We start from the raw sequence: 21,245 nt of genomic DNA on the forward strand, positions 1-21,245 counted from the left end.
GTAGGGGTTAGTGATTATAATAAGTCAGTATTTAAAAATTAAAACTAAAGCGAGGAAACAAAATATGCATGAACATATTATCAATGGTTATGTCGCAAATGACATCATTAAAAGCAGTCTGCCAAAAGTCAAAAATGACGAAGATATGGCGAAACAATTTGAAGAAGGATTCAATTTATCACGTCGTTCAATGAAACTTGCCGGATATTTTGAACTGATTGGCTCTATTTTACTGACAATGTCTATTTTTAATAAAAAATTAGGTAGAATTGGCGCGGTTATGGTTAATATCGTTATGGCAGTAGCAATGTTCCAGCATTTAAAAGCAGGACATGGCGTAAAATCATTGAAAGGTGCAGGAAAATACTTTGCACTGAACACAGTGACTTTAATCGAAGGTTTAAGAAATAGAAAATAATAATAAAAACGAAAGTCCTTTATTTGAGGATTTTTGTTTTTTTTTGATAACTAAATGTAAACGCTAACAAAATACTGTTGACAATATTCTGACAATTCAATAAAATGAATCTATATTCATTATTTTAGTGAATGAAGGGGATGGGTTAATGGCTTATGATTATGACAAAATAGCAAAAGACGAAGCGTTTCAAGCATTAAAAGCAAAGCGAAATGGGTTTATCTTTCCGGTTACAGTTTTCTTTGTAATTGCGACATTATTATTTCCAGTTTTAACAGGCTACACTACATTTTTGAACAATGAAGCGTTCTGGAATATTTCCTGGGCATGGATTTATGCATTGATGCTCTTCATCATGGTATGGGTGCTTGTAACTCTCTATATGAACAAAGCCAAAAGTTTCGATCGTGCCTCTGAAGGCCTTATAGCGAAATACAAAAGGGGGCAGAATCGATGAATCTGACCGTTGTTCTCATGTTTTTATTATTCGTCAGTTTGACACTATTGATTACCTATTTTGCTTCAAAACGAACGCATTCTGCCAATGATTTCTATACTGCAGGGGGTGGCTTGACCGGATGGCAGAATGGTCTTGCTATTGCGGGGGATTACTTATCTGCTGCCTCATTTCTTGGTATTGCCGGGGCAATTGCGCTTTGGGGATTCGATGGATTTTTCTACAGCATCGGTTATTTAACTGCTTATCTGGTCGTATTGTACATCGTTGCTGAACCATTGCGTAACCTAGGGAAATATACACTCGCTGATATGATTGCTGCCCGCTTCGAACTGAAAAAGGTCAGAGCGACTGCTGCAGTATCATCGATTACCATTGTTATTTTCTACATGCTCGCACAGCTTGTAGGAGCTGGCGCACTGATTCAATTATTGTTTGATATTCCTTACACACTCGCTGTTATTTTAGTAGGTATTATGATGACAATTTATGTGTTATTCGGCGGTATGACTGCGACAAGCTGGGTACAGATGGTCAAAGCGATTTTGTTGATGATCGGGACTCTTATTATTTCTTTCCTTGTCATGATGCATTTTGACTTCAGTATCGCCAAAATGTTCGGTGCGATGCAGAATATTAAATCCTCTGAATTGAAAAGTGATTTCATCAATCCCGGTTCTCAAGGAAAATCACCGCTCGATAACATTTCATTAATTATTGCTCTGTTATTTGGAACAGCAGGATTACCACATATTTTGATGCGCTTCTTCACAGTGAAAGATGCTAAAACAGCACGTTCATCAGTGATGTGGGCAACGTGGATTATTGGTATTTTCTACATACTCACCATCTTCCTTGGGTTTGGTGCAGCCAGTTTATTATCACGTGAAGAAATCATTGCTGCGAACCCAGCTGGTAATATGGCCGCACCATTGTTAGCAGACAAACTCGGCGGAGATTTGTTGATGTCATTTGTATCAGCAGTGGCTTTCGCGACGATTCTTGCAGTTGTTGCAGGACTTGTATTATCAGGTGCTTCTGCGTTTGCGCACGATATTTACGGGCAGGTCATCAAGAAAGGAAAAATCAGTGATGTAGAACAAATGCGGGCGGCAAAAATCGCTTCTGTTGCAGTAGCTGTGTTATCGATTGTTCTCGCGCTATTTGCACAAAACTTGAATGTAGCATTCTTAGTATCATTAGCTTTCTGCGTTGCTGCAAGTGCGAATTTACCAGTCATTGTCTATACGATATTCTGGAAGAGGTTCAATACACAAGGCGCTATTGCAGGGATTGTAGTCGGCTTATTAACATCACTCATCCTTGTCATGTTAAGTCCAAACGTGATGAATCCAGCAGGAACTGCATTTATAACTGCAGATCCTATATTCCCGCTGTCAAATCCAGCGATTATATCAGTACCGGCAGGATTTATCGCAGCCTTTTTAGGAACCTTCCTTGGGAAGCAGGAATCTGCTGAGAAATTTGAAGAAGTACAAGTTAAATCAATTACAGGTATATCTACATCAGAGGTTACACATTAAATATTGTATAAATATACACAGGTTGGACATTTGTCCAGCCTTTTTTGCTATGCATATTAAAAAATAATCAGATAATTCTGATTTTATATTGACTTAATGCTTTAAATTGCTAAAATGGTCATTAACTACTTTTAGGGAGTGATCATATGATAAAGGAACCACTTATTGCCACAACGATGTTATTTGCACTAATTGCTCTTGGAGAAGTCATTTCAATTTATACAAGAGCCAGAGTTCCGATGTTATTGACTGCCATGCTTGGATTTCTATTATGTTCATGGGTCGGATTATTCCCTAAAAAAATATTAGAATATTCCACACTTCCAGCACTTGGAGCAGTATTAATTGGTCCGCTCATTTTACATATGGGAACCATTATGCCCCTCAGTGTACTGAAGAAACAATGGAGAGCAGTAGTAATTTCACTCTGTGGCCTGATTGGTGCTGGAGTATTAATATTCAGCATTGTGACCCCGCTGTTCGGTTTTGAAATTGCAGCGAGCGGTATCGGCCCAATCGCCGGAGGAATCGTTGCACTGCTTGTTACTAATGAGCGACTGACAGAACTTGGACTTGTTTCACTCATTGCCGTCCCTTCTTTAGTGCAAGCGTTGCAAGGTGTGATTGGAATGCCACTTGCATCATACTTTATGAACCGCTATATTTCTAAAGATTATTTAGAACGGTTGAAAAGTGGAAATCATTTGACAACATCAGTTACTGAAAAGCCATTTGTAGAATCGAAGTTCGACTTACTGAACAATAATACTCTCCGATTATTTATTATCTTTGCACTTGCAGCGCTTGGCATCTGGCTGAGTAAGTTAACAGGTGTTCATTATACGATTTTCTGTCTGGCACTTGGCGTTGCGGCGCTTTATTTTAAAGTTCTGCCGCAAAATGCACTGGAACAAGCAAAATCATTGAACTTCATGGTAGTGGCTATTATTTTCGTTGTTATCGGGTCCATGGGTTCCGTGACACCCCAGGATGTTATCGATAATATATTACCCGTCATTACGATTCTTGGTCTGGGAACTTTAGGGATTGCTGTGGGGGGATTTATCGGTGCAAAGTTAGTCAAGTGGTCTCCTGACAAAGGGATGCCAGTTGCATTAACTGCCTTGTTCGGTTTCCCGGGTGACTATATTTTGTGTCAGGAAGTCGCTCGTGCTCACGGTAAGTCAAAACAAGAAGAAGATGCCATCATGCAGGAACTCGTCACGCCGATGCTGATCGGTGGCTTTGTCACCGTAACCGTTACATCAGTGATTATTGCATCATTTGTTATGAACTTAATTTAAGGAGGCTAATTATGAGAACAGTCATTAATCACGTAAACGTGCTGGATGTAAAAACAGGACGCTATACAGAAGATACATCGGTGTTAATCGTCGATCAAGTGATAGAAGGCATCGGAAATTTTGAAGAAGCGGACCAAGTGATAGATGGTCAGGGCAAATATCTGCTCCCCGGTATGATTGACAGTCATGTGCATTTAATGGTGGAATTCAAACCGCTCGAAGAAAGACTGGTAACACCATTTTCATATAATTTCTATCAAGGGATGGCGCATGCCAAAACGACGCTGGATGCTGGTATTACAACTGTCCGCGATGCACTTGGTGCAGACCTCGGGTTTAAAAAAGCGATACAGGACAAATTATTTCCCGGGCCAAGAACACAGATCAGCGTGAATGCGCTGACCATTACCGGAGGGCATGGAGACGGTTATCAATATTCAGGTAATACAGTTGACTTACTGCAGGCTGATTACCCGGGAATGCCGAGCGGAATTTGTGACGGTGTTGAAGAAGTAAGGAAGAAAACACGTGAGATGCTGCGTGCAGGAGCTGACGTCATTAAAGTGCATGCAACAGGCGGTGTTTCATCTCCGACCGATCATCCGAACTTCACTCAGTTTTCTCTTGACGAATTGAAAGTAATGGTAGAGGAAGCGAAGTTTCGTAACAATGTCAAAGTGATGGCTCATGCACAGGGGCTGGAAGGAATTAAGCAGTGTGTGGAAGCAGGTATTCACTCAATTGAACATGGCATTTACCTTGATGAGGAAGTCGTGCAGCAGATGAAGGAAAAAGGGACTTTTCTTGTGCCGACATTACTCGCACCAATTTCTGTACTGGAATTTGCTGAAGAGCTCGGAATACCGCAAGTAGCAATTCAAAAATCACAAGAAGTGCTGGAAGATCATATCACAAGTTTTCAGCTGGCACATCGAAACGGCGTGAAAATCGCTATGGGTACAGACGCAGGGGTATTCAAGCACGGTACAAATTTGAGAGAGCTGGAATTGATGGTTCAGTATGGTATGACAGAACTGGAGGCTGTTCAGGCATCAACTGTTGTAGCAGCAGAGTGTCTTGAACTTGAACGCATTGGTCTTATTAAAGAAGGTTACATGGCCGATGTCATTTTAGTCGATGTTGATCCATTGGAAGATATCGGTTCACTGAAAAACAACGATAATATCCGGTTAGTCGTCAAAGATGGAGATATCGTAAAAAATACATTATAAATAAAAGCAGCATTAGAGTGATTTTAATGCTGCTTTTATTATTTCATTATTTTAGTGCATGAAAGCGTAACCGCTTTCAAGTAATTGTTTTCTTTTTGTAAAGAATATGTATAATAAAGAAGTGAAATCACAAATAAATCATGGTTGATAAAAGAAAGAAGGCAAATGTCATTATGAAAGACAATCAATTACACAGAAGTCTCAATTCACGTCAAGTACAGATGATTGCTCTTGGTGGAACAATCGGCGTCGGGTTATTCATGGGAGCTTCAAGTACAATTAAATGGGCAGGACCATCTGCAATTCTTGCTTATCTTATCGCAGGTCTATTTTTATATTTTATTATGAGGGCAATGGGGGAATTGGTATACCTTTACCCGACCACTGGATCTTTTGCCAGTTATGCGAATGATTATATTCATCCAGTAGCAGGATATATGACAGCATGGAGCAACATCTTCCAGTGGGTGGTTGTCGGAATGAGTGAAGTCATCGCAGTCGGCCAGTATATGCAATACTGGTGGCCGGAATTACCGACATGGATTCCTGGTGTCATAGTCATTGTGACACTTGCTGCAGCCAATATGATTTCAGTCAAAGCGTTTGGAGAGTTTGAGTTCTGGTTCGCAATGATTAAAGTAGTAACGATTCTATTGATGATCGTAGCAGGTTTTGGATTAATTTTCTTTGGTCTTGGCAATGGTGGAGATGCTATTGGTCTTAGCAACTTGACATCACATGGTGGTTTCTTCCCGAACGGCTGGACCGGCTTATTCTTTGCATTATCATTAGTAGTCGGTGCGTATCAAGGGGTTGAGTTGATAGGTATTACTGCCGGTGAGACAAAGGATCCTCAGAAGAATATTACGAAAGCGGTCAACAGCATCGTGTGGCGTATCCTTATCTTCTATATCGGTGCAATCTTTGTCATCGTGACTGTTTATCCTTGGGATGAACTAGGGACAGTAGGTAGTCCATTCGTCGCAACATTTGCAAAAGTCGGTATTACTATCGCTGCGGCACTGATTAATTTTGTTGTTATTACTGCTGCCATGTCAGGATGTAATTCAGGGATATTCAGCTCAAGCCGTATGGTGTATACATTGTCTCAAGAAGGCAAAATGCCGGCTTTATTCTCAAAAGTAATGAAAAATGGTGTGCCTGTCTATGCCGTTCTCGCAATTTCAATTGGTATCTTTGTCGGAGTTATCCTGAATGTTGTGCTGCCGTTGTTAATCGAAGGATCAGCCAATATTTTCGTCTATGTATATAGCGCTTCAATTCTGCCAGGTATGATTCCATGGTTTATGATTTTAATCAGTCATATTCGGTTCAGAAAGAAACATCCGGAACTTGTTGAAGATCACCCATTCAAAATGCCGGGTGCACCATTCACTAACTATTTAACGATCGGCTTCCTTATCATGGTACTGATCGGCATGCTGATTAATGATGAGACACGCGTTTCAGTTATTATTGGTTTCATTTTTCTTGCTATTGTAGCAGCTTATTTCTTCATAAGAGGATATCATAAGACCCATCCAGTGAAATAACTAAAGAAATCTCCGATTAATTATCTAATCGGAGATTTCTTTTTTATGCTGGTTGATGAACGGGTTAAAAATTGTCATCCTAATGTAACTTTCTAAGGAACCAGCGATTCATCGCGGTATGTTCTGTTGCATTAAGCGGTTGGTCAAGCAGTTCAAAGTCATATTTGAAATAGAGTTTGCATGCGACATCGAGGGTATCTGTAGTTTCTAAATAGCAGTAATCATAATGTTGAGCAGCGAATTCCAGAGCAGTGTCCATCAGATGTCTGCTGATTCCCTGGCCTTGAGCAGATTCAGCGATATAGAGTTTCTGCAGCTCGCACGTTCGAGTCGTATCATCAAACGGTGCAATACCAATTCCGCCGACAACGGTGTCATCCTCGACAGCTACCCAGTAGGCTGCATTTTCAGTCGTGCGGTAGCTAGAATACAGGTCATTCAAACTTTCATCAAAATAAGCGGTCCCAGGAATGTTAAGTCCGAGGTTTTCTAAAGAAGTTTTAATGACATTTTTTATGGCTTCGTTATCTCTTTTTTCAATAGGTCTGATCAGCATAGCGCTACCTCATTTCCCGGGTAATTATAAATGAATTACAAAGATTATAGCACATTATCAAACGGATGTAAGAACTAAGAAAAAAGCTGATTCGGCGAAGTTCACCGAATCAGCGTCACACTGTTTGTGATTGTACTGCATGAGGATTTTCTTTTGGATGGATATAAGAGTAGCGGTCGATACGGTCAGCATCAATCGTACGTGTTGAAACTTTGAAGGGTGCAATGTAATTCATTTCTGACACTTCAATGGAGCCATTATCATTCACTTTTTCGACGTAAGCCACATGACCTTGTTTTCCCCGGGGTGATTGCAGGATTGAACCGACAGCAGGTTTGCCGTTCACTTCATAACCATTTTCTTCTGCGCGTTCAGCCCAGTACTTTGCATCATGCCAGCTGCGTTCTATCATTTGTCCGTGTTCTTTTACTTTGTCAAAGACGTAATATGTACATTGACCATCATCGTAGACATTGGACCGCATAGGATCAGGTTGCATCTTCATCACTAGATGTTTGACTGTTTCTGATTCTGTTATATCACCTGCAGCTTGAATACCGATAAAACAGGACACTGCTAACATGAGTAATATCATGATTTTTTTCATTTGGCCTCACCTGACTTCATTATATATGAGAATAATATCGATTGTTATTAAATGAGCTCTGTCAGCATCTTAACAGCAGCGGATGCAATCAACACAGCTAATATATAACGCAGGATCTGCTGGTTAGTTTTCTGAGAAATATGAGTGCCGATAGGTGCGAAGATGAGGCTGGCAATAATAAGTGGAATCATTAAAAGAAAATCCACATCACCAGTCAATGATTTCATTAAAAAAGTTCCGGTCGATGAGATGAAAGCGATGACGATACTGCTTGTTACAACCGTTCTAAAAGGAGCCTTGAACAACGTCAGTAGAACAGGCACAATTATGAACGCACCACCTGCTCCGACAATACCAGAGACATAGCCGATAATCAAGGCAGTGATGAATAGCAGGAGAGGATTGAACTGATAGTTAATCTGCTCCGGTCTCACTTTCCAGAACATTAACACAACCGCTAGAATGGCGAGCAATGTATAGACGCTGTTAATAAAAGAAGCATCAAACAACGAACTACTATATGCACCTAACAAACTTCCCAACAGAATACCTGCCCCCATAGGAATGATTATTGAATGGTTTAAATCCGGACTTTTTCGCTGGCTGTAACTGCCACTCAATGTGCTGAAAAACACTTGTGCTGCTGTAAGTCCAGAAGCAGTGTGAGCGGTCATGGATTCCATACCGAGCAAGGGCGGGATGAAAAGTATCATTGGATAAATGATGATAGCCCCACCAATTCCTACAAGCCCTGAAATAAAGGCACCTACTGCTCCAATGACAGCTAATAGAATGATAGTTCCTATCATTAAAGACGGTTCCATTCTATCATGCCGCCTGCGACATTAGTCACTTTGACACCATGATCATTTAGTAGCTGACAAGCTGTGTGACTCCGGTTCCCGGAACGACAGATGATGACATAATCATCTGCTGTGTTGAATTCATTAACTCTGTCACTCAGTTCAGAAAGAGGAACATTACGCGCTTCGTTAATTCGTTGTTCATCGTATTCTTCAACTTCTCTGACATCAATCAACTGAATATCTGCCTGCTGTTTAAGCAGTTGCTTTAAACTACTGACGGTTATCGTATGGATTGCCATATGAACTACCTACTTTTAATCAATAGATTGACTGCATCTTTGACGAGTTCATCTGTTGATTCATTATTTTTGACATTTTCTCTTACACATTCAGCTAAATTTTCACTGACGATGACACCAATTAATCGCTCAATACTACTCCGTGAGGCACTCAGCTGCGTAATGACATCCCGGCAGTCCTTATCATCTTCCATCATTTTCAGAATGCCATTCAGTTGTCCCTGCAATCGTTTAATTCTATTAATTGTAGTTTTATCGTATACCACTGTTAAACCTTCTTTCTTAATAAGTTATACTATCAATATATACCCTGCCAGGTATTTAAGTCAATAAAAAAATACCATGTGGGGTATTTGACAAAATGAGTTGAATGACATATGATACCCCCATAGGTATTTATCAGGAGGAGAAAGAAAAATGACAAATAATAACGAAATCAAATGGATTCAATGTAATGAGATAGATCAATTCAATGGACAGCTGATCGATGTGAGAGAACCGTTTGAAGTTGATATGGGAGCTATCAAAGGTTCAAAAAATATTCCGCTGGGGGTGCTTAAGGATGAACTGAGTCAGATTAATCGCAATGAACCTGTTGCCGTATACTGTCAAGTTGGTAAACGTGGCGCACAGGCTGCAGAAATTCTTCAAACTCAAGGTTACGATGTGGTTAATTTAATCGGCGGCTATAAGGAATACAGCGCTCATAACGCAGTGACAGAACAAATGGTTTCATCACCAGGAATGATTAGAAGTGATAGAAGATTTGTTGAAGCGAGTGGAATGCAATGTCCTGGACCGATTCTAAAAGTTAAAGAAAATATGGATGAAATGGCGGACGGTGAACAGCTGGAGATCCATGTAACAGATGTCGGATTCTGTTCGGATATCAACGCCTGGGCAGATGCAACAGGAAATACTGTCATCAGCAATGAAGTAACTGACCACAAAGTTAGAGCAGTGATTGAAAAAGGCCGTCAAAACAGTGCGCCGAAATTAGTAGAAACAAAGAATGGTGCGACCATGGTCGTTTTCAGTGGAGATCTCGATAAGGCGCTCGCATCATTTATCATTGCAACCGGCGCCGCATCATACGGCAAAGAAGTCACTATGTTTTTCACATTCTGGGGATTGAATGTCATCAAACAGCCAGGTATTCAATTAAATAAAAAAGGGCTGGATAGAATATTCACTAAGATGATGCCGAAACATGCCGGTAAGCTTCCTATCTCAAAAATGAATATGGGTGGTATGGGTGCTCAGATGATTCGCTATGTCATGAACAAAAAGAAAGTAGATTCGCTGGAGACGATGATTGCAAAAGCTCAATCAATGGGCGTGAAGATGGTCGCCTGCACGATGAGTATGGATATTATGGCTGTAAGCGAAGAAGAACTGATTGACGGTGTAGAACTTGGCGGCGTAGCTACATATCTCGGAGATACAGAGCGTGCCAATTTAAATCTATTTATTTAAGAAATATCACCAATCAAATTATATAAAGGAGATAAAACAATGTATTTTAAATCATTTTTCAATCAACCATTAGCACAAATGTCTTATTTAATAGGCTGTCAAAAAACAGGAGAGGCGATTGTGATTGATCCACTCAGAGATTTGACACCGTATATTGAAGCGGCGGAAAAAGAACACTTAACGATTAAATATGTCACAGAAACACATATACATGCTGATTTTGCATCAGGTTTACGTGAAACTGCATCACGGCTTGGGGCACAAGTATTTGTATCAGGACTCGGCGGACCAGACTGGCAGTACAAAGAACTGCCGGCTAATGCAGTGCTGCTCTCAGACGGAGATGTCATTGAAATCGGCAATGTAAAGCTGGAAGTCATCCATACACCTGGACACACACCTGAAAGCATCAGCTTCCTGTTGACGGATAACCAGTCAGCAATACCGATGGGATTATTTACAGGCGATTTTATCTTTGTTGGTGATGTCGGCCGGCCGGATCTGCTTGAAACAGCAGCAGGAATCAAAGATACGACCGAAATCGGTGCAAAACAGATGTTTGCCTCACTAGATAAAGTAAAAGAGCTGCCAGATTATATTCAGATCTGGCCGGGACACGGAGCAGGCAGTGCGTGCGGAAAATCATTAGGCGCAGTACCAATGACGACGCTGGGCTATGAACGTATTAACAGCTGGGCATTTCAATATGAAGATGAAGAGCAATTCATTGCTGCATTGACAAGTGAACAACCAGAACCGCCCTATTACTTCAAAGAAATGAAACGTATGAATCGTGATGGCGTACCACCTTATCAGATGGCTATGGTCATGCCTGTTGATCAGTGCGATATGGAAGCACTGATGATAGATTTACGTGACAAAGAAGTATTCGCTGAGAATACAACTAACAGCATTAATATTCCTTACAACTCTAAATTTTTGAGTTTTGCCGGCTGGTATGTCAATTATGAAACACCGCTGCAGTTAATTGGTAATTTTGAGCAGGTACAACAAGCAGCAGCAGAACTAAAGTTGATCGGCTTTGATAGAGTGACGGGTTATATGACAGAAAGCCGTATAAGTGGAGACAGCTATCAGCAGATTGAACCAATTGAATTCAAAAAGATGGATAAACAACAGATTAACATTCTGGATGTCAGAACAGATCAGGAATGGAATCAATCTCATTTTGAAGGAGCAGCACATGTGCATTACGGCAAGCTGTTGAAAGAAACATTACCTTATGAAAAGAATGAAGTGATTTATGTCCATTGTCAGTCAGGTGTGAGAAGTGCCATTGCAATGAGTGTGTTAAAAGGTATAGGTTATGAAAATCTGATTAACGTGAAAGGTGGGTATAGCGCCATCAGTTGATGACAGTGTCTTACATTGAGTCCATTTAGACTGCAGAACGATCAGCATCGACTTGAAAATGAGCGCCGGAAGTTTTAAGCTGAATTTAATAAGTAAATTAAAATTCCAGGAGATAATGCTAACTGATAAGGAAGTTAAAATCGAAAAATTTTTTGATAAGGAAAGTCAGTGGCAGGCACTGTATCATGAGCTGCGTCTTATCATAAAAGAAACAGAACTTGAAGAGGACTTTAAGTGGATGCATCCTTGCTATACTTTGAATCATAAGAATGTCGCGTTAATTCATGGGTTCAAAGACTATTGTGCTTTGCTGTTTCACAAAGGTGCGTCGATCGATGATCCAGAGAATAGACTGATCCAGCAGACTGAGAACGTTCAAGCTGCCAGACAGTTGAGATTTTCACGGTTGGAGGACATGATTCGGGCAATGATAGCTCAGGCCATCAAAGTTGAAAAGTCAGGCAGGAAAGTAGAAATGAAACCCCATGAAGTTTATGAGCTGCCTGCAGAGATGACAGCGATGTTCAAACAAAATCCATCGCTGGAAGAAGTATTTTATCGATTGACACCCAGTCGTCAGCGCACTTATATCATGTTCATTGCAAAGGCAAAGCGCTCCGAAACAACAACAGCACGTCTTGAAAAATATGCAGAACAAATTTTTGAAGGAAAAGGATTGAATGACCATTAATGGTTCATTCAATCCTTTTGTGTTTTACTAATCGTCTTTAGGTTTATAGTCTGTGAAAAATTCCTTCGTCAATTGCTTCACTTGAGGTGATAACGCCAGGACAGCAATGATATTCGGAATGAGGACGAATGCGAGTGCTAAGTCTAGCAAGTTCCATAGCTGTGTTCCGACACCAAATGAGCCGACAGCGATAGAGATAACATAAATAATTTTCATAATAAATCCCATCTTAAGCCCAAAAAGAAATTCTGCCATACGTGAGCCGTAGTAGATGACAACAATAATAGTTGAGAATACGAAGAAGACCATCGATATTGAAATCACGATACTGCCTACACCACCAAATGCATGTTCGAATGCTCTCGCAGTTAATGCAGCGGCCTGTTTTTTAGCATCTGGATCTTTCCATACGTCTGAGGATAGAACAACAAATGCTGTAGTACTACAAATAATCAATGTATCTACAACAATTTCCGTAATACTCCAGAATGCTTGGCGCACTGGATGATCTGTTTTTGCAGCTGCATGGGCAATCGGTGAAGTACCGAGGCCTGCTTCATTAGAGTATATTCCTCTTGCAAACCCCCAGCGTATTGAAGTTGCAAGTGCTGCTCCAAACGTACCTCCAAGTGCTGCATCCGGATTGAATGCTTTTTCAATGACTAATCCGATGACTGCAGGTACCTGTTGAATATTTAATAAGATGATCAAGAACCCCATAATCAAGTACAAACCTACCATAATAGGGACTAAAAATTCTGTGAATGTCGCAATGCGCTTAATCCCTCCAAATACAACGAGCGCAGCGACAATGGCTAGAATGATACCAATAATTCCTGCATCGATGTTAAATGTATCTTCAACAGAAGTAGCTGCTGAATGACCTTGTACCATAATACTTGGTATCAATTCGATCATTAAAGCAAGTGCAAATAAGATGGAAAGTAAATAACCTATTCGTTTATTTTTAAAGCCTTTTTTCATGTAGTATGTAGGACCACCGACAAACTCACCGTTGGCATTTTTCTCACGATAGTGCAGACCAAGTACATTTTCACTGAATTTTAGAGCCATGCCTAGAAATGCGATCACAATCATCCAGAAAACTGCACCAGGACCGCCCATCATAATGGCAGCAGGGACTCCGACAATATTAGCTGCACCAACAGTCGAAGAAAGCGCAGAAGTCAATGCTTGTCTTGGGGTGATTGTTCCTTCACCTTTAGGTTCTTTGTTGATACTGCCGAATGTCTGTTTCATAATATAAGGAAAATAACGGAATTGAATAAAGCCGAGGTAGATAGTGAGAAATAGACTTGAGAAGAATAACAGTAAGATCAATGGATAACCCCACAGCCAGTTTGAAAACGAAATAAGTGATTCCATAGTTGCAGCTCCTTCACTCAGAAATAATTTCAGAATATTGAAAGCGTTTGCGTATAGTCGTAAGTATACTGTTTATATACTCTAAAATCAAATCGCTATTTAATGATAATATTGCTAAAATGCTAATGTAAGTTAAATAAAATTTTTTATGAGATGATAAAAAGGGGGACATCAAGTGGCTATTTGGCAGACTGCAGCAGCTAGAGAACAGTTGCTTAAACAACTGGTGAATCACAACAGCATCACGCTGTCAGAAGGTGAGAGAACATTTCCTTACTTAGTGGAAGAACTACTGAAAAAATTGGATTATTTTAACAATCGTGACGAACAGGTGATTTTAGCACCTACAGGAGACGGAAGACATTCAGTGATGGGCTATTATAAAGCACCGACATCGAAAGATACGATTGTGCTGCTCAGCCATTACGATACTGTAGGAGTGGATGACTTCAGTGATTATCAATCCATTGCATTTGATATGGATGCAGTGACTGAAGCATTTAGTAAGGATACTTCTTATCTTGATGAAGCAGCGATAGAGGATCTACGAAATGGGGACTATTTCTTTGGTCGTGGTTCGATGGATATGAAGCCGGGACTCATGCTTCATTTATCGTTGATTGAAAAAGCGATTATTGAATGTTGGGATATTAACTTAATTGTGCTCACTGTACCTGATGAGGAAGTCAATTCACTTGGAATGCGCACTGCGATGACTCGTCTCAACGAACTTCGTAGAGACGAAGGGCTTGAAATTGTACTCCATTTAAATAGTGAACCGACGTTCCAGCAGTTGTCTACTGATCCTGCACATTATGTCTATTCCGGTTCTATTGGTAAAGCGATGCCGTCAGTACTCTGTTATGGCAGAGAAACTCATGTGGGAACGCCGATGAGTGGTGTCAGTTCAAATTTTATCATGAGTTATATTAATCAAGCGATGGAGTTCAATATAAGATTCAAGGAAGATTTTGAAGGAGAGTCTACACCACTCCCAGTATCACTTATGAACAAAGACTTAAAAGATTATTATGATGTTCAGACGCCATTTCGGTCAGTAGCATTGTTCAATGTATTCTTGTTCAAACAAACAGCAGCTGATATCTTCACAACATTTAACGATGTGGTCAAGAATGCGGTTGCTAAGTGCGAGTCAGATTACAACCGTATCATGATAGATGAAGCACCAGGTTATAAGATCGATATTCCAGTCATTACTTATGAGGAGTTAGTAGAAGAAGCGATTCGTCAGTTCGGTGATGTACGAGTCAGAGAAGAGATTAACAGTGTTATTGATGCTTATCCTGAACTTTATTTGCAGAATATACACGTTGTCGACCATCTTATGACTTTATGTAAATCAATGACTCCGGCCGTTGTCACTTTTTTTGTGCCGCCTTATTATCCGGCTGTCAATGCGTCATTTGAACCGTTGATTGAATCGTTAGTCGTTACAGCAAATGAAACCTCATTACAAGCATTCGGACGTGAAAGCAAACGACTTCATTATTTTAATGGAATCAGTGATCTAAGCTATGCGAAGTACGATGCTGATAGTGTAAGTGATGCGATATATGAGCATAATACTCCGACATTCAATGAAAATTATCATATTCCATTCAGCGACATCAGAGACAATCATGCGCCTGTGTTCAACTGTGGACCTATTGGCAAAGATGCCCATAAAGTAACAGAGCGGATCAATAAGAAGAATGCTTTCGAAGAACTGCCGGTGCTGCTTGAAACATTGATTAAGACACACTTTATTGATCATCAGTAAATGACAGCTGGTATAAAAATATAGGTAAATATTTGTTTACCTGCACAGTCATTACTAATAGGGGGTATGTGTCTATTAAAGGTAACATAAGGAGGTTGGTTATGAACAAATTCTACAGCCCGGCACTATCATCTGCTTATACAGCTCAAAGCCGCTGGTCAGGGTTTTTATTCGGGTTTGGTCTTGTTGCATTTCTGGATGAAGTCGTTTTCCACCAGCTGCTGCACTGGCATCACTTCTATGATAAATCCACAAAAGATATCGGACTAGTATCTGACGGATTATTAAATTCAATGGCTGGTTTCGCTATTATATTCAGCTTATTTCTTCTCGCTGATTTCAGGCGCCGCCATTTAATGGATTGGAAGTTCTGGATAGGTCATGTATTAATGGGGATGGGAACATTCCAACTTTTCGACGGTACTATCAACCATAAAGTATTCGGCATTCATCAGATTAGATACGTGGATAACTTAATCGTCTATGATATTATCTGGCTGATAGTAGCAGTGTTGCTGTTGATCATCGGATTCATAATCGGAAAAAGGGGAAGCAATGAATCATCACATGCATCATAGTATGATACCACTGCCGATTAATTTATTAATAATGGCCGGCGCCGGTTTACTTATCGTGTTATATCTTCATATGATGATAATGACTAATCAGCAGTCACGATTAAGACGGTGGCCGATGTATCGTCTGATATTCTGGATGGCTGGAATAATCATAGCGGCTTCTGCTGTTGTCGGTCCTCTTGCTGAAATGATGCATCGAAGTTTTATTTTTCATATGTATGGTCATTTGATGCTCGGTATGTTTTCCCCGTTATTATTAGTACTGTCTGCCCCGATGACATTGATGCTGAGAAGCTTGAATGTCAATCGAGCACGGCAAATAACGAAACTGTTATCCAGCCGCTACATTCAAGTGGTTACCCATCCTGTTGTCGCTGCATTATTAAATGTCGGTGGCTTGTGGGTGTTATATCGGACGAGCCTGTATCAGCTGATGCATGAATCAGTCCTTATATTACTGCTTGTCCATCTGCATATTTTTCTTGCAGGTTATTTGTTTACAGCTGCTATACTCTATATCGATCCTATAGCGCATCGTTATTCCTTCAAATACAGAGCAGTTGTGCTGGTGCTCGCACTCGCAGCGCATCAAGTGTTGTCGAAGTCACTCTATCCTTATCCACCAGCTGGAGTAGAGAGAGCTGAAGCGGAAGTTGGTGCGCAGGTCATGTATTACGGAGGCGATATCATCGATTACATACTGATTTTCCTGCTGTGTCTTGAATGGTATCGAGCAATAAGACCTGGAAAAAATTTAATTAAAACATAAAACTTTCAGCAAACGCTGAAAGTTTATTTTATATCTTGTCAAAAGAATACCACCGTTTAGGCGCTGTTGCGATATAATCAAAATTGAGAGTAGAATGACACTTCCTATGGAAAAGAGGAGTTTCACATGAAACGTGATATCAGATTGATGTTGTCTATCCCTGTACTAAGTTGGGCATTATATGATTTCAGCAATACAATATTCAGTGCCAATATCATTACGTTATTCTTTCCTCAATTTCTCACGGAACAGCTGGGCAATGATCCAGTGACTGAACAGCTGGCTTCAACATGGATTGCATACGCGTCAAGTGCAGCAGCACTTTTGCTCATCATTCTGAGTCCGATATACGGTGTCTATATCGACCGGACAAATAAAAAGAAACAATGGGTGATGATATTCAGTCTTATTGTTTTTACTTGTACGATGTTGATGGGATTGGCATATGAATCTTCATTAAGCCAAAGTATATTTGGTGTCCCGTTATCGTTTTTACTGATTATTATTTTATTTACACTCGCTAAGTTCAGTTATAATTCAGGGCTGGTATTCTATGATGCGATGATGAGTCAGCTGGCACCGAAGGAAAATCATGCAATTATTTCAGGATTTGGTGTGGCGCTAGGTTACCTCGGTACACTTGTCGGTATATTAAGCATTATGTGGCTGGTTGGTACGGATCATCCAGGAGAAACATTTATCCCTACGGCATTGATGTTTCTGTTCTTCAGTATCCCGATATTTATCTACGGAAGAGACGGTGTATCAAAGACAGCAGTCAATAACAGTACTTCTTCATTGATGACCGGCTACAAAGAAGTGATAGAGACATTTAAATTAGCCAAAAATGAACCTGCTATTTATTTATTTTTAGTGGTCTATTTCTTCTTGAATGATGCACTGGCTACTGCTATTAGTATGATGCAGCCCTATGCTACCACTGTTGTCGGCTTCTCAAGCAGTGCATTTATCGGTATCTTTATGATAGCTACAGTATTCAGTGTGCTCGGTGCGTTCATCTTCGGTTACATTACTAAAAGAATCGGATCTGTCAAGGCACTGCAATGGGTGGCAATGATCTTGATGGTCGCATTAATTATTGCCAGCCTGCCGCTCGCTAAAGAATGGTTCTATGTGTGCGCGATACTGTTCGGCATTGCGATGGGTTCAATATGGGTCATCTCAAGAACATTGATTATTGAACTATCACCTGAAGGACATGAAGGGCAGTTCTTCGGATTATTTTCAATGAGCGGCCGGTTGTCGGCAGTGCTTGGCCCCTTCATCTATGGCACAATTACATGGGTATTCAGTGACTATGGACCGCTGGCGAGCAGAATGGCTATTTTATCGTTATTCGTCATGGCACTTATTGCATTCATCCTTCATTTCCGAGTCATTAAAGAAGTCGATAAAAATAAGTTTGAACTTTGATTTAAAAAAGAGGGTTTAACATGAGAATAGGTATTATTTCTGATCTCCATATCGATCGTGATACGAAACGAACCTTTGACGATTACGTCATTGTGCTATCACAAGAAGTCAGACGACGCAAAGTGAAGTTACTGCTCGTGGCAGGAGATATCTCGAATGACTGCAGGCTGTCATATCATTTCATTAAGGCATTGAAAGAAAAACTGGATATGGAAGTGCTGTTCGTTCCAGGCAATCATGATTACTGGCAGACAAACAATGATGTCAGTACTATTGAAGTCCATGATTATTTTAAGAGTCAACCTGAATGTCTGATTGAACGGCCGTACATTATCAACGATTCTTGGGCTGTTGTGGGTCATATCGGCTGGTATGATTACAGCTATGCAGATGCTAGATTTGATCAGCAGAAGCTGGCGTCAGGCAAATTCAAAGGGAGCACGTGGCAGGATAAGCACTATATGGACTGGCAGTTAGACGATCAATCAGTATCAAAAGCATTTGCTGAAGCAGTCCAACGGGATTTCGAACATATTGGAGACCGTCAGATTATTTTAATGACCCATATCGTGACACACAAAAAATTCACTGTTCCGCTTCCGCATCGAATTTTCGACTTTTACAATGCTTATGTAGGGACATCTGATTTCAATGATCTATGCAAAAACTATCCGGTCCGCTACAGTATTATGGGACATGTCCATTTCAGAAAAACGGCTGTAGAACAAGGAATTACTTACATTTGCTCCTGTCTCGGCTATACGAGACAGTGGCGCTCAAATCATATTCAAAGAGAAATAGCGGATGCACTTTATACCATTGATATATAATCTACCCTCACGGAACTGACACACTTGGTGAGGGTATCTATGTTTAAGGGTGGTCGATTAAGGAATAATACGGATAAATACAGGGAGGTTTTACAAATGACGTTGAATTCTTATCAAGTACCAGCCGGCAAAGCGATAAAGCTCGCCGATTATCCGCCGAGTGAAGGGAAACAGCAGCATAACAATACTATTAGAGATGAAGTGATTCCAGGGCTTGTTACAGAACTGAAAGATCTTCATCTAAAACTGCATGCTGAAGAGAAAAACGGCATTCTTGTCGTGCTTCAGGCACTGGATGCTGCAGGTAAAGATGAGACAATCAGCTATATCTTTTCCAATTTGAATGCACAAGGCTTAAAGACAACCTCTTTCAAAAAACCATCAGAAGAAGAGAGCAAACATGATTATATGTGGCGTCTACACGATGGACTGCCGGCACGAGGAGAGATTGCTATACTGAACCGTTCGTATTATGAGGAAGTCATTGTCACACGTGTTCATGATTTAGTGAAAGATGTAGAGGTGCCGGAACACATTGGCAAAGAAGAGGTGTGGAAGTTAAGGTACAGACAGATTAACGATTACGAGCGATATTTACACGAGAATGGTTTTTATGTCATAAAATTCTTTTTCAATATGTCTCGCGACAAACAGCGTGAACGTTTACTTGAAAGAATGAAAAATCCTAATAAAAACTGGGAATTTTCATTCAACGATGTTAAAGAACGGGAGCACTGGGATACTTATCAGCAAATATTTGAAGAGATGCTGCAGGAAACATCGACTGAATACAGCCCGTGGTACATTATACCGGCAGATGACGAGTGGCATAGTCGAAGTATTGTCTCACAAATCATGATTGAACTTTTGAAAGACATTGATCCGAAATTTCCAGAAATCACTGGAGAAGATAAAGAGAAACTGAACGACTATATTAAAAAGCTTGAACACGAGGGAACAGTATGAGAGAGACTAGAAGATGGGCAGCCATCTATTTAATCCTTTATTTAGCGATGCTTGCAGTCAATTATTTGTCTTCAATGAACGTCGGTAACGTTGCAGACGAGTCAAAGACACTCATTCAGCCGGCAGGATATGCCTTTTCAATCTGGGGTTTGATTTACTTACTTCTCGGCATATGGATTATTAAATTATTCATGGTCAAAAGCACAGCAGGCTCACAGCACCATTTAACGTTCTGGCCGGCACTCAATTTCATCATTAATGGACTATGGATTTATGTGTTTTCAAACGGTTTCAAAGGCTTATCAGTGATTGTCATTGCGGCACTCTTGGTGACACTTATTGTGATGTACCGAAAAGTTTCGAATCATCAATATAATGGATTTGATCGATTCGTCTTCAGTAGTTATTTTGGCTGGGTCACTGTTGCAACTATCGTTAATATTTTTACTTGGGTAAAATCAATGGGTGTGACTTCTGTTCTTGGCTTGTCTGAACTGAGCTGGGGCAATATGATGCTGGTAGTAGCTCTCGCACTTGCCGTATACATTGCTTTTAAATACCACGATTTTGTTTATCCGCTCATCTTCATCTGGGCATACAGTGCCATCATCATTGAGACTGATGGTAACTATCAATCATTGACAACTGTCCTCATTATTTCACTCATAGCATTTGCAGTGACCGCGCTCATCATCGTGGTTAAACAGTTAAAACAACGTACTTAAACGATGCTGAATCGATTATAATTAATGGATAACTGGGAGGAGAGATGATAATTAACGATGTTGATGAATTTGTTCAAACGATTGAAGACAGTAATCATCGTGAGAGAGTTATTGAGTTATTAAGCTGGGTACAGACGAACTATCCGGAACTGCAGCAGGAAGTGGAATGGAATCAGCCGATGTTTACACATCATGGGACCTTTATTATCGGTTTTAGTGTAGCGAATCAGCATATTTCCATTGCTCCTGAACATAAGGGAATAGCGCAATTTGAAGAGGCTATTCAGCAAGCAGGATATAGCCGGACAAAAGGATTATTTCGTATCAAATTCTCACAGTCGGTGGATAACGAGCTGCTGAAGAAGATCATTGACTTTAATATCGAAGATAAGAAAGACTGCGATACATTCTGGAGACAACAAAACGGAAATCCATCAAGGATTTCCGTTTTGTTGTGACG

Annotated in this window: 23 protein-coding genes; 17 read left to right on the forward strand and 6 right to left on the reverse strand. The window is 40.3% G+C overall.

From position 1 onward, the window contains the following. The first annotated feature begins 64 nt into the window (after window positions 1-64). From AC3IPL_RS00335 to AC3IPL_RS00360, 6 genes are all read left to right on the forward strand, one after another. Complete coding sequence (locus AC3IPL_RS00335; RefSeq protein ID WP_489241094.1) at window positions 65-418, forward strand: hypothetical protein; 354 nt, start codon at window positions 65-67, stop codon at window positions 416-418. A 148-nt stretch (window positions 419-566) separates the two neighbouring features. After that, window positions 567-875 (forward strand): DUF485 domain-containing protein, encoded by a 309-nt coding sequence (locus tag AC3IPL_RS00340; RefSeq protein ID WP_489241095.1) that lies wholly within the window; start codon window positions 567-569, stop codon window positions 873-875. Continuing rightward, window positions 872-2,419 (forward strand): solute symporter family protein, encoded by a 1,548-nt coding sequence (locus AC3IPL_RS00345; protein WP_489241096.1) that lies wholly within the window; start codon window positions 872-874, stop codon window positions 2,417-2,419. Before AC3IPL_RS00340 ends, AC3IPL_RS00345 begins: the two co-directional genes overlap by 4 nt. A gap of 146 nt (window positions 2,420-2,565) precedes the next feature. Next, window positions 2,566-3,723 (forward strand): hypothetical protein, encoded by a 1,158-nt coding sequence (locus AC3IPL_RS00350; protein WP_489241097.1) that lies wholly within the window; start codon window positions 2,566-2,568, stop codon window positions 3,721-3,723. An 11-nt stretch (window positions 3,724-3,734) separates the two neighbouring features. Then, window positions 3,735-4,955, forward strand: a complete 1,221-nt coding sequence (locus AC3IPL_RS00355) for a metal-dependent hydrolase family protein (protein WP_489241098.1) — start codon at window positions 3,735-3,737, stop codon at window positions 4,953-4,955. 173 nt (window positions 4,956-5,128) lie between these two features. Beyond that, window positions 5,129-6,508 carry an amino acid permease gene (locus AC3IPL_RS00360; protein WP_489241099.1) on the forward strand — a complete coding sequence of 460 codons (1,380 nt, stop codon included), beginning with the start codon at window positions 5,129-5,131 and terminating at the stop codon, window positions 6,506-6,508. 79 nt (window positions 6,509-6,587) lie between these two features. On the opposite strand, the gene AC3IPL_RS00365 is transcribed toward AC3IPL_RS00360, so the two are convergent. From AC3IPL_RS00365 to AC3IPL_RS00385, 5 genes are all read right to left on the reverse strand, one after another. Further along, window positions 6,588-7,064 carry a GNAT family N-acetyltransferase gene (locus AC3IPL_RS00365; protein ID WP_489241100.1) on the reverse strand — a complete coding sequence of 159 codons (477 nt, stop codon included), beginning with the start codon at window positions 7,062-7,064 and terminating at the stop codon, window positions 6,588-6,590. A 115-nt stretch (window positions 7,065-7,179) separates the two neighbouring features. Then, window positions 7,180-7,671 (reverse strand): CHAP domain-containing protein, encoded by a 492-nt coding sequence (locus AC3IPL_RS00370; protein ID WP_489241101.1) that lies wholly within the window; start codon window positions 7,669-7,671, stop codon window positions 7,180-7,182. Window positions 7,672-7,718: 47 nt separating this feature from the next. Further along, window positions 7,719-8,495: a sulfite exporter TauE/SafE family protein gene (locus tag AC3IPL_RS00375; RefSeq protein ID WP_489241102.1), complete on the reverse strand. Its 777-nt coding sequence runs from the start codon at window positions 8,493-8,495 to the stop codon at window positions 7,719-7,721. Further along, on the reverse strand, window positions 8,480-8,776 hold the full coding sequence (locus tag AC3IPL_RS00380) for a rhodanese-like domain-containing protein (RefSeq protein ID WP_489241103.1): 297 nt from the start codon (window positions 8,774-8,776) through the stop codon (window positions 8,480-8,482). Before AC3IPL_RS00380 ends, AC3IPL_RS00375 begins: the two co-directional genes overlap by 16 nt. A gap of 5 nt (window positions 8,777-8,781) precedes the next feature. Beyond that, window positions 8,782-9,042: a metal-sensitive transcriptional regulator gene (locus AC3IPL_RS00385; RefSeq protein WP_489241104.1), complete on the reverse strand. Its 261-nt coding sequence runs from the start codon at window positions 9,040-9,042 to the stop codon at window positions 8,782-8,784. A 151-nt stretch (window positions 9,043-9,193) separates the two neighbouring features. Here AC3IPL_RS00385 and AC3IPL_RS00390 point away from each other — a divergent pair, with 151 nt between their 5' ends. The 3 genes from AC3IPL_RS00390 (at window position 9,194) to AC3IPL_RS00400 (ending at window position 12,317) form a co-directional block, all read left to right on the forward strand. Then, on the forward strand, window positions 9,194-10,252 hold the full coding sequence (locus tag AC3IPL_RS00390; protein WP_489241105.1) for a DsrE/DsrF/DrsH-like family protein: 1,059 nt from the start codon (window positions 9,194-9,196) through the stop codon (window positions 10,250-10,252). 39 nt (window positions 10,253-10,291) lie between these two features. After that, on the forward strand, window positions 10,292-11,626 hold the full coding sequence (locus tag AC3IPL_RS00395; protein WP_489241106.1) for an MBL fold metallo-hydrolase: 1,335 nt from the start codon (window positions 10,292-10,294) through the stop codon (window positions 11,624-11,626). Between the two features lie 115 nt (window positions 11,627-11,741). Continuing rightward, window positions 11,742-12,317 carry a YdeI/OmpD-associated family protein gene (locus tag AC3IPL_RS00400; protein WP_489241107.1) on the forward strand — a complete coding sequence of 192 codons (576 nt, stop codon included), beginning with the start codon at window positions 11,742-11,744 and terminating at the stop codon, window positions 12,315-12,317. 27 nt (window positions 12,318-12,344) lie between these two features. Here the strand turns inward: AC3IPL_RS00400 and AC3IPL_RS00405 are convergent, their stop codons facing one another. Further along, window positions 12,345-13,703, reverse strand: a complete 1,359-nt coding sequence (locus AC3IPL_RS00405) for an alanine/glycine:cation symporter family protein (RefSeq protein WP_489241108.1) — start codon at window positions 13,701-13,703, stop codon at window positions 12,345-12,347. Between the two features lie 175 nt (window positions 13,704-13,878). On the opposite strand from AC3IPL_RS00405, the gene AC3IPL_RS00410 reads away from it, so the two are divergent. The 8 genes from AC3IPL_RS00410 (at window position 13,879) to AC3IPL_RS00445 (ending at window position 21,243) form a co-directional block, all read left to right on the forward strand. After that, window positions 13,879-15,483 (forward strand): M20/M25/M40 family metallo-hydrolase, encoded by a 1,605-nt coding sequence (locus AC3IPL_RS00410; RefSeq protein WP_489241109.1) that lies wholly within the window; start codon window positions 13,879-13,881, stop codon window positions 15,481-15,483. A gap of 101 nt (window positions 15,484-15,584) precedes the next feature. Next, on the forward strand, window positions 15,585-16,061 hold the full coding sequence (locus tag AC3IPL_RS00415; RefSeq protein WP_489241110.1) for a DUF2243 domain-containing protein: 477 nt from the start codon (window positions 15,585-15,587) through the stop codon (window positions 16,059-16,061). Then, window positions 16,039-16,830, forward strand: a complete 792-nt coding sequence (locus AC3IPL_RS00420) for a cytochrome c oxidase assembly protein (protein WP_489241111.1) — start codon at window positions 16,039-16,041, stop codon at window positions 16,828-16,830. Before AC3IPL_RS00415 ends, AC3IPL_RS00420 begins: the two co-directional genes overlap by 23 nt. Before the next feature lie 126 nt (window positions 16,831-16,956). Then, window positions 16,957-18,264 carry an MFS transporter gene (locus AC3IPL_RS00425; RefSeq protein WP_489241112.1) on the forward strand — a complete coding sequence of 436 codons (1,308 nt, stop codon included), beginning with the start codon at window positions 16,957-16,959 and terminating at the stop codon, window positions 18,262-18,264. A gap of 20 nt (window positions 18,265-18,284) precedes the next feature. Beyond that, on the forward strand, window positions 18,285-19,094 hold the full coding sequence (locus AC3IPL_RS00430) for a metallophosphoesterase (RefSeq protein WP_489241113.1): 810 nt from the start codon (window positions 18,285-18,287) through the stop codon (window positions 19,092-19,094). A gap of 96 nt (window positions 19,095-19,190) precedes the next feature. Beyond that, on the forward strand, window positions 19,191-20,060 hold the full coding sequence (locus tag AC3IPL_RS00435; RefSeq protein WP_489241114.1) for a PPK2 family polyphosphate kinase: 870 nt from the start codon (window positions 19,191-19,193) through the stop codon (window positions 20,058-20,060). Continuing rightward, a complete protein-coding gene (locus tag AC3IPL_RS00440; RefSeq protein WP_489241115.1) occupies window positions 20,057-20,785 on the forward strand; it encodes a tryptophan-rich sensory protein in 729 nt (242 codons plus the stop codon). The genes AC3IPL_RS00435 and AC3IPL_RS00440 overlap by 4 nt, the downstream gene beginning before the upstream one ends. A 44-nt stretch (window positions 20,786-20,829) precedes the next feature. Continuing rightward, window positions 20,830-21,243, forward strand: coding sequence for an iron chaperone (locus AC3IPL_RS00445; RefSeq protein ID WP_489241116.1), 414 nt, complete (start codon window positions 20,830-20,832; stop codon window positions 21,241-21,243). Window positions 21,244-21,245 lie beyond the last annotated feature (2 nt).

It is taken from the genome of Macrococcus sp. GL_134, from assembly GCF_057834705.1.

Bases quoted from the DNA above. Each gene is read 5' to 3' on its own strand.
- AC3IPL_RS00335 (WP_489241094.1), top strand. From the start codon at position 65: ATGCATGAACATATTATCAATGGTTATGTCGCAAATGACATCATTAAA.
- AC3IPL_RS00340 (WP_489241095.1), top strand. From the start codon at position 567: ATGGCTTATGATTATGACAAAATAGCAAAAGACGAAGCGTTTCAAGCA.
- AC3IPL_RS00345 (WP_489241096.1), top strand. From the start codon at position 872: ATGAATCTGACCGTTGTTCTCATGTTTTTATTATTCGTCAGTTTGACA.
- AC3IPL_RS00350 (WP_489241097.1), top strand. From the start codon at position 2,566: ATGATAAAGGAACCACTTATTGCCACAACGATGTTATTTGCACTAATT.
- AC3IPL_RS00355 (WP_489241098.1), top strand. From the start codon at position 3,735: ATGAGAACAGTCATTAATCACGTAAACGTGCTGGATGTAAAAACAGGA.
- AC3IPL_RS00360 (WP_489241099.1), top strand. From the start codon at position 5,129: ATGAAAGACAATCAATTACACAGAAGTCTCAATTCACGTCAAGTACAG.
- AC3IPL_RS00365 (WP_489241100.1), bottom strand. From the start codon at position 7,064: ATGCTGATCAGACCTATTGAAAAAAGAGATAACGAAGCCATAAAAAAT.
- AC3IPL_RS00370 (WP_489241101.1), bottom strand. From the start codon at position 7,671: ATGAAAAAAATCATGATATTACTCATGTTAGCAGTGTCCTGTTTTATC.
- AC3IPL_RS00375 (WP_489241102.1), bottom strand. From the start codon at position 8,495: ATGGAACCGTCTTTAATGATAGGAACTATCATTCTATTAGCTGTCATT.
- AC3IPL_RS00380 (WP_489241103.1), bottom strand. From the start codon at position 8,776: ATGGCAATCCATACGATAACCGTCAGTAGTTTAAAGCAACTGCTTAAA.
- AC3IPL_RS00390 (WP_489241105.1), top strand. From the start codon at position 9,194: ATGACAAATAATAACGAAATCAAATGGATTCAATGTAATGAGATAGAT.
- AC3IPL_RS00395 (WP_489241106.1), top strand. From the start codon at position 10,292: ATGTATTTTAAATCATTTTTCAATCAACCATTAGCACAAATGTCTTAT.
- AC3IPL_RS00400 (WP_489241107.1), top strand. From the start codon at position 11,742: ATGCTAACTGATAAGGAAGTTAAAATCGAAAAATTTTTTGATAAGGAA.
- AC3IPL_RS00405 (WP_489241108.1), bottom strand. From the start codon at position 13,703: ATGGAATCACTTATTTCGTTTTCAAACTGGCTGTGGGGTTATCCATTG.
- AC3IPL_RS00415 (WP_489241110.1), top strand. From the start codon at position 15,585: ATGAACAAATTCTACAGCCCGGCACTATCATCTGCTTATACAGCTCAA.
- AC3IPL_RS00420 (WP_489241111.1), top strand. From the start codon at position 16,039: ATGAATCATCACATGCATCATAGTATGATACCACTGCCGATTAATTTA.
- AC3IPL_RS00425 (WP_489241112.1), top strand. From the start codon at position 16,957: ATGAAACGTGATATCAGATTGATGTTGTCTATCCCTGTACTAAGTTGG.
- AC3IPL_RS00430 (WP_489241113.1), top strand. From the start codon at position 18,285: ATGAGAATAGGTATTATTTCTGATCTCCATATCGATCGTGATACGAAA.
- AC3IPL_RS00435 (WP_489241114.1), top strand. From the start codon at position 19,191: ATGACGTTGAATTCTTATCAAGTACCAGCCGGCAAAGCGATAAAGCTC.
- AC3IPL_RS00440 (WP_489241115.1), top strand. From the start codon at position 20,057: ATGAGAGAGACTAGAAGATGGGCAGCCATCTATTTAATCCTTTATTTA.
- AC3IPL_RS00445 (WP_489241116.1), top strand. From the start codon at position 20,830: ATGATAATTAACGATGTTGATGAATTTGTTCAAACGATTGAAGACAGT.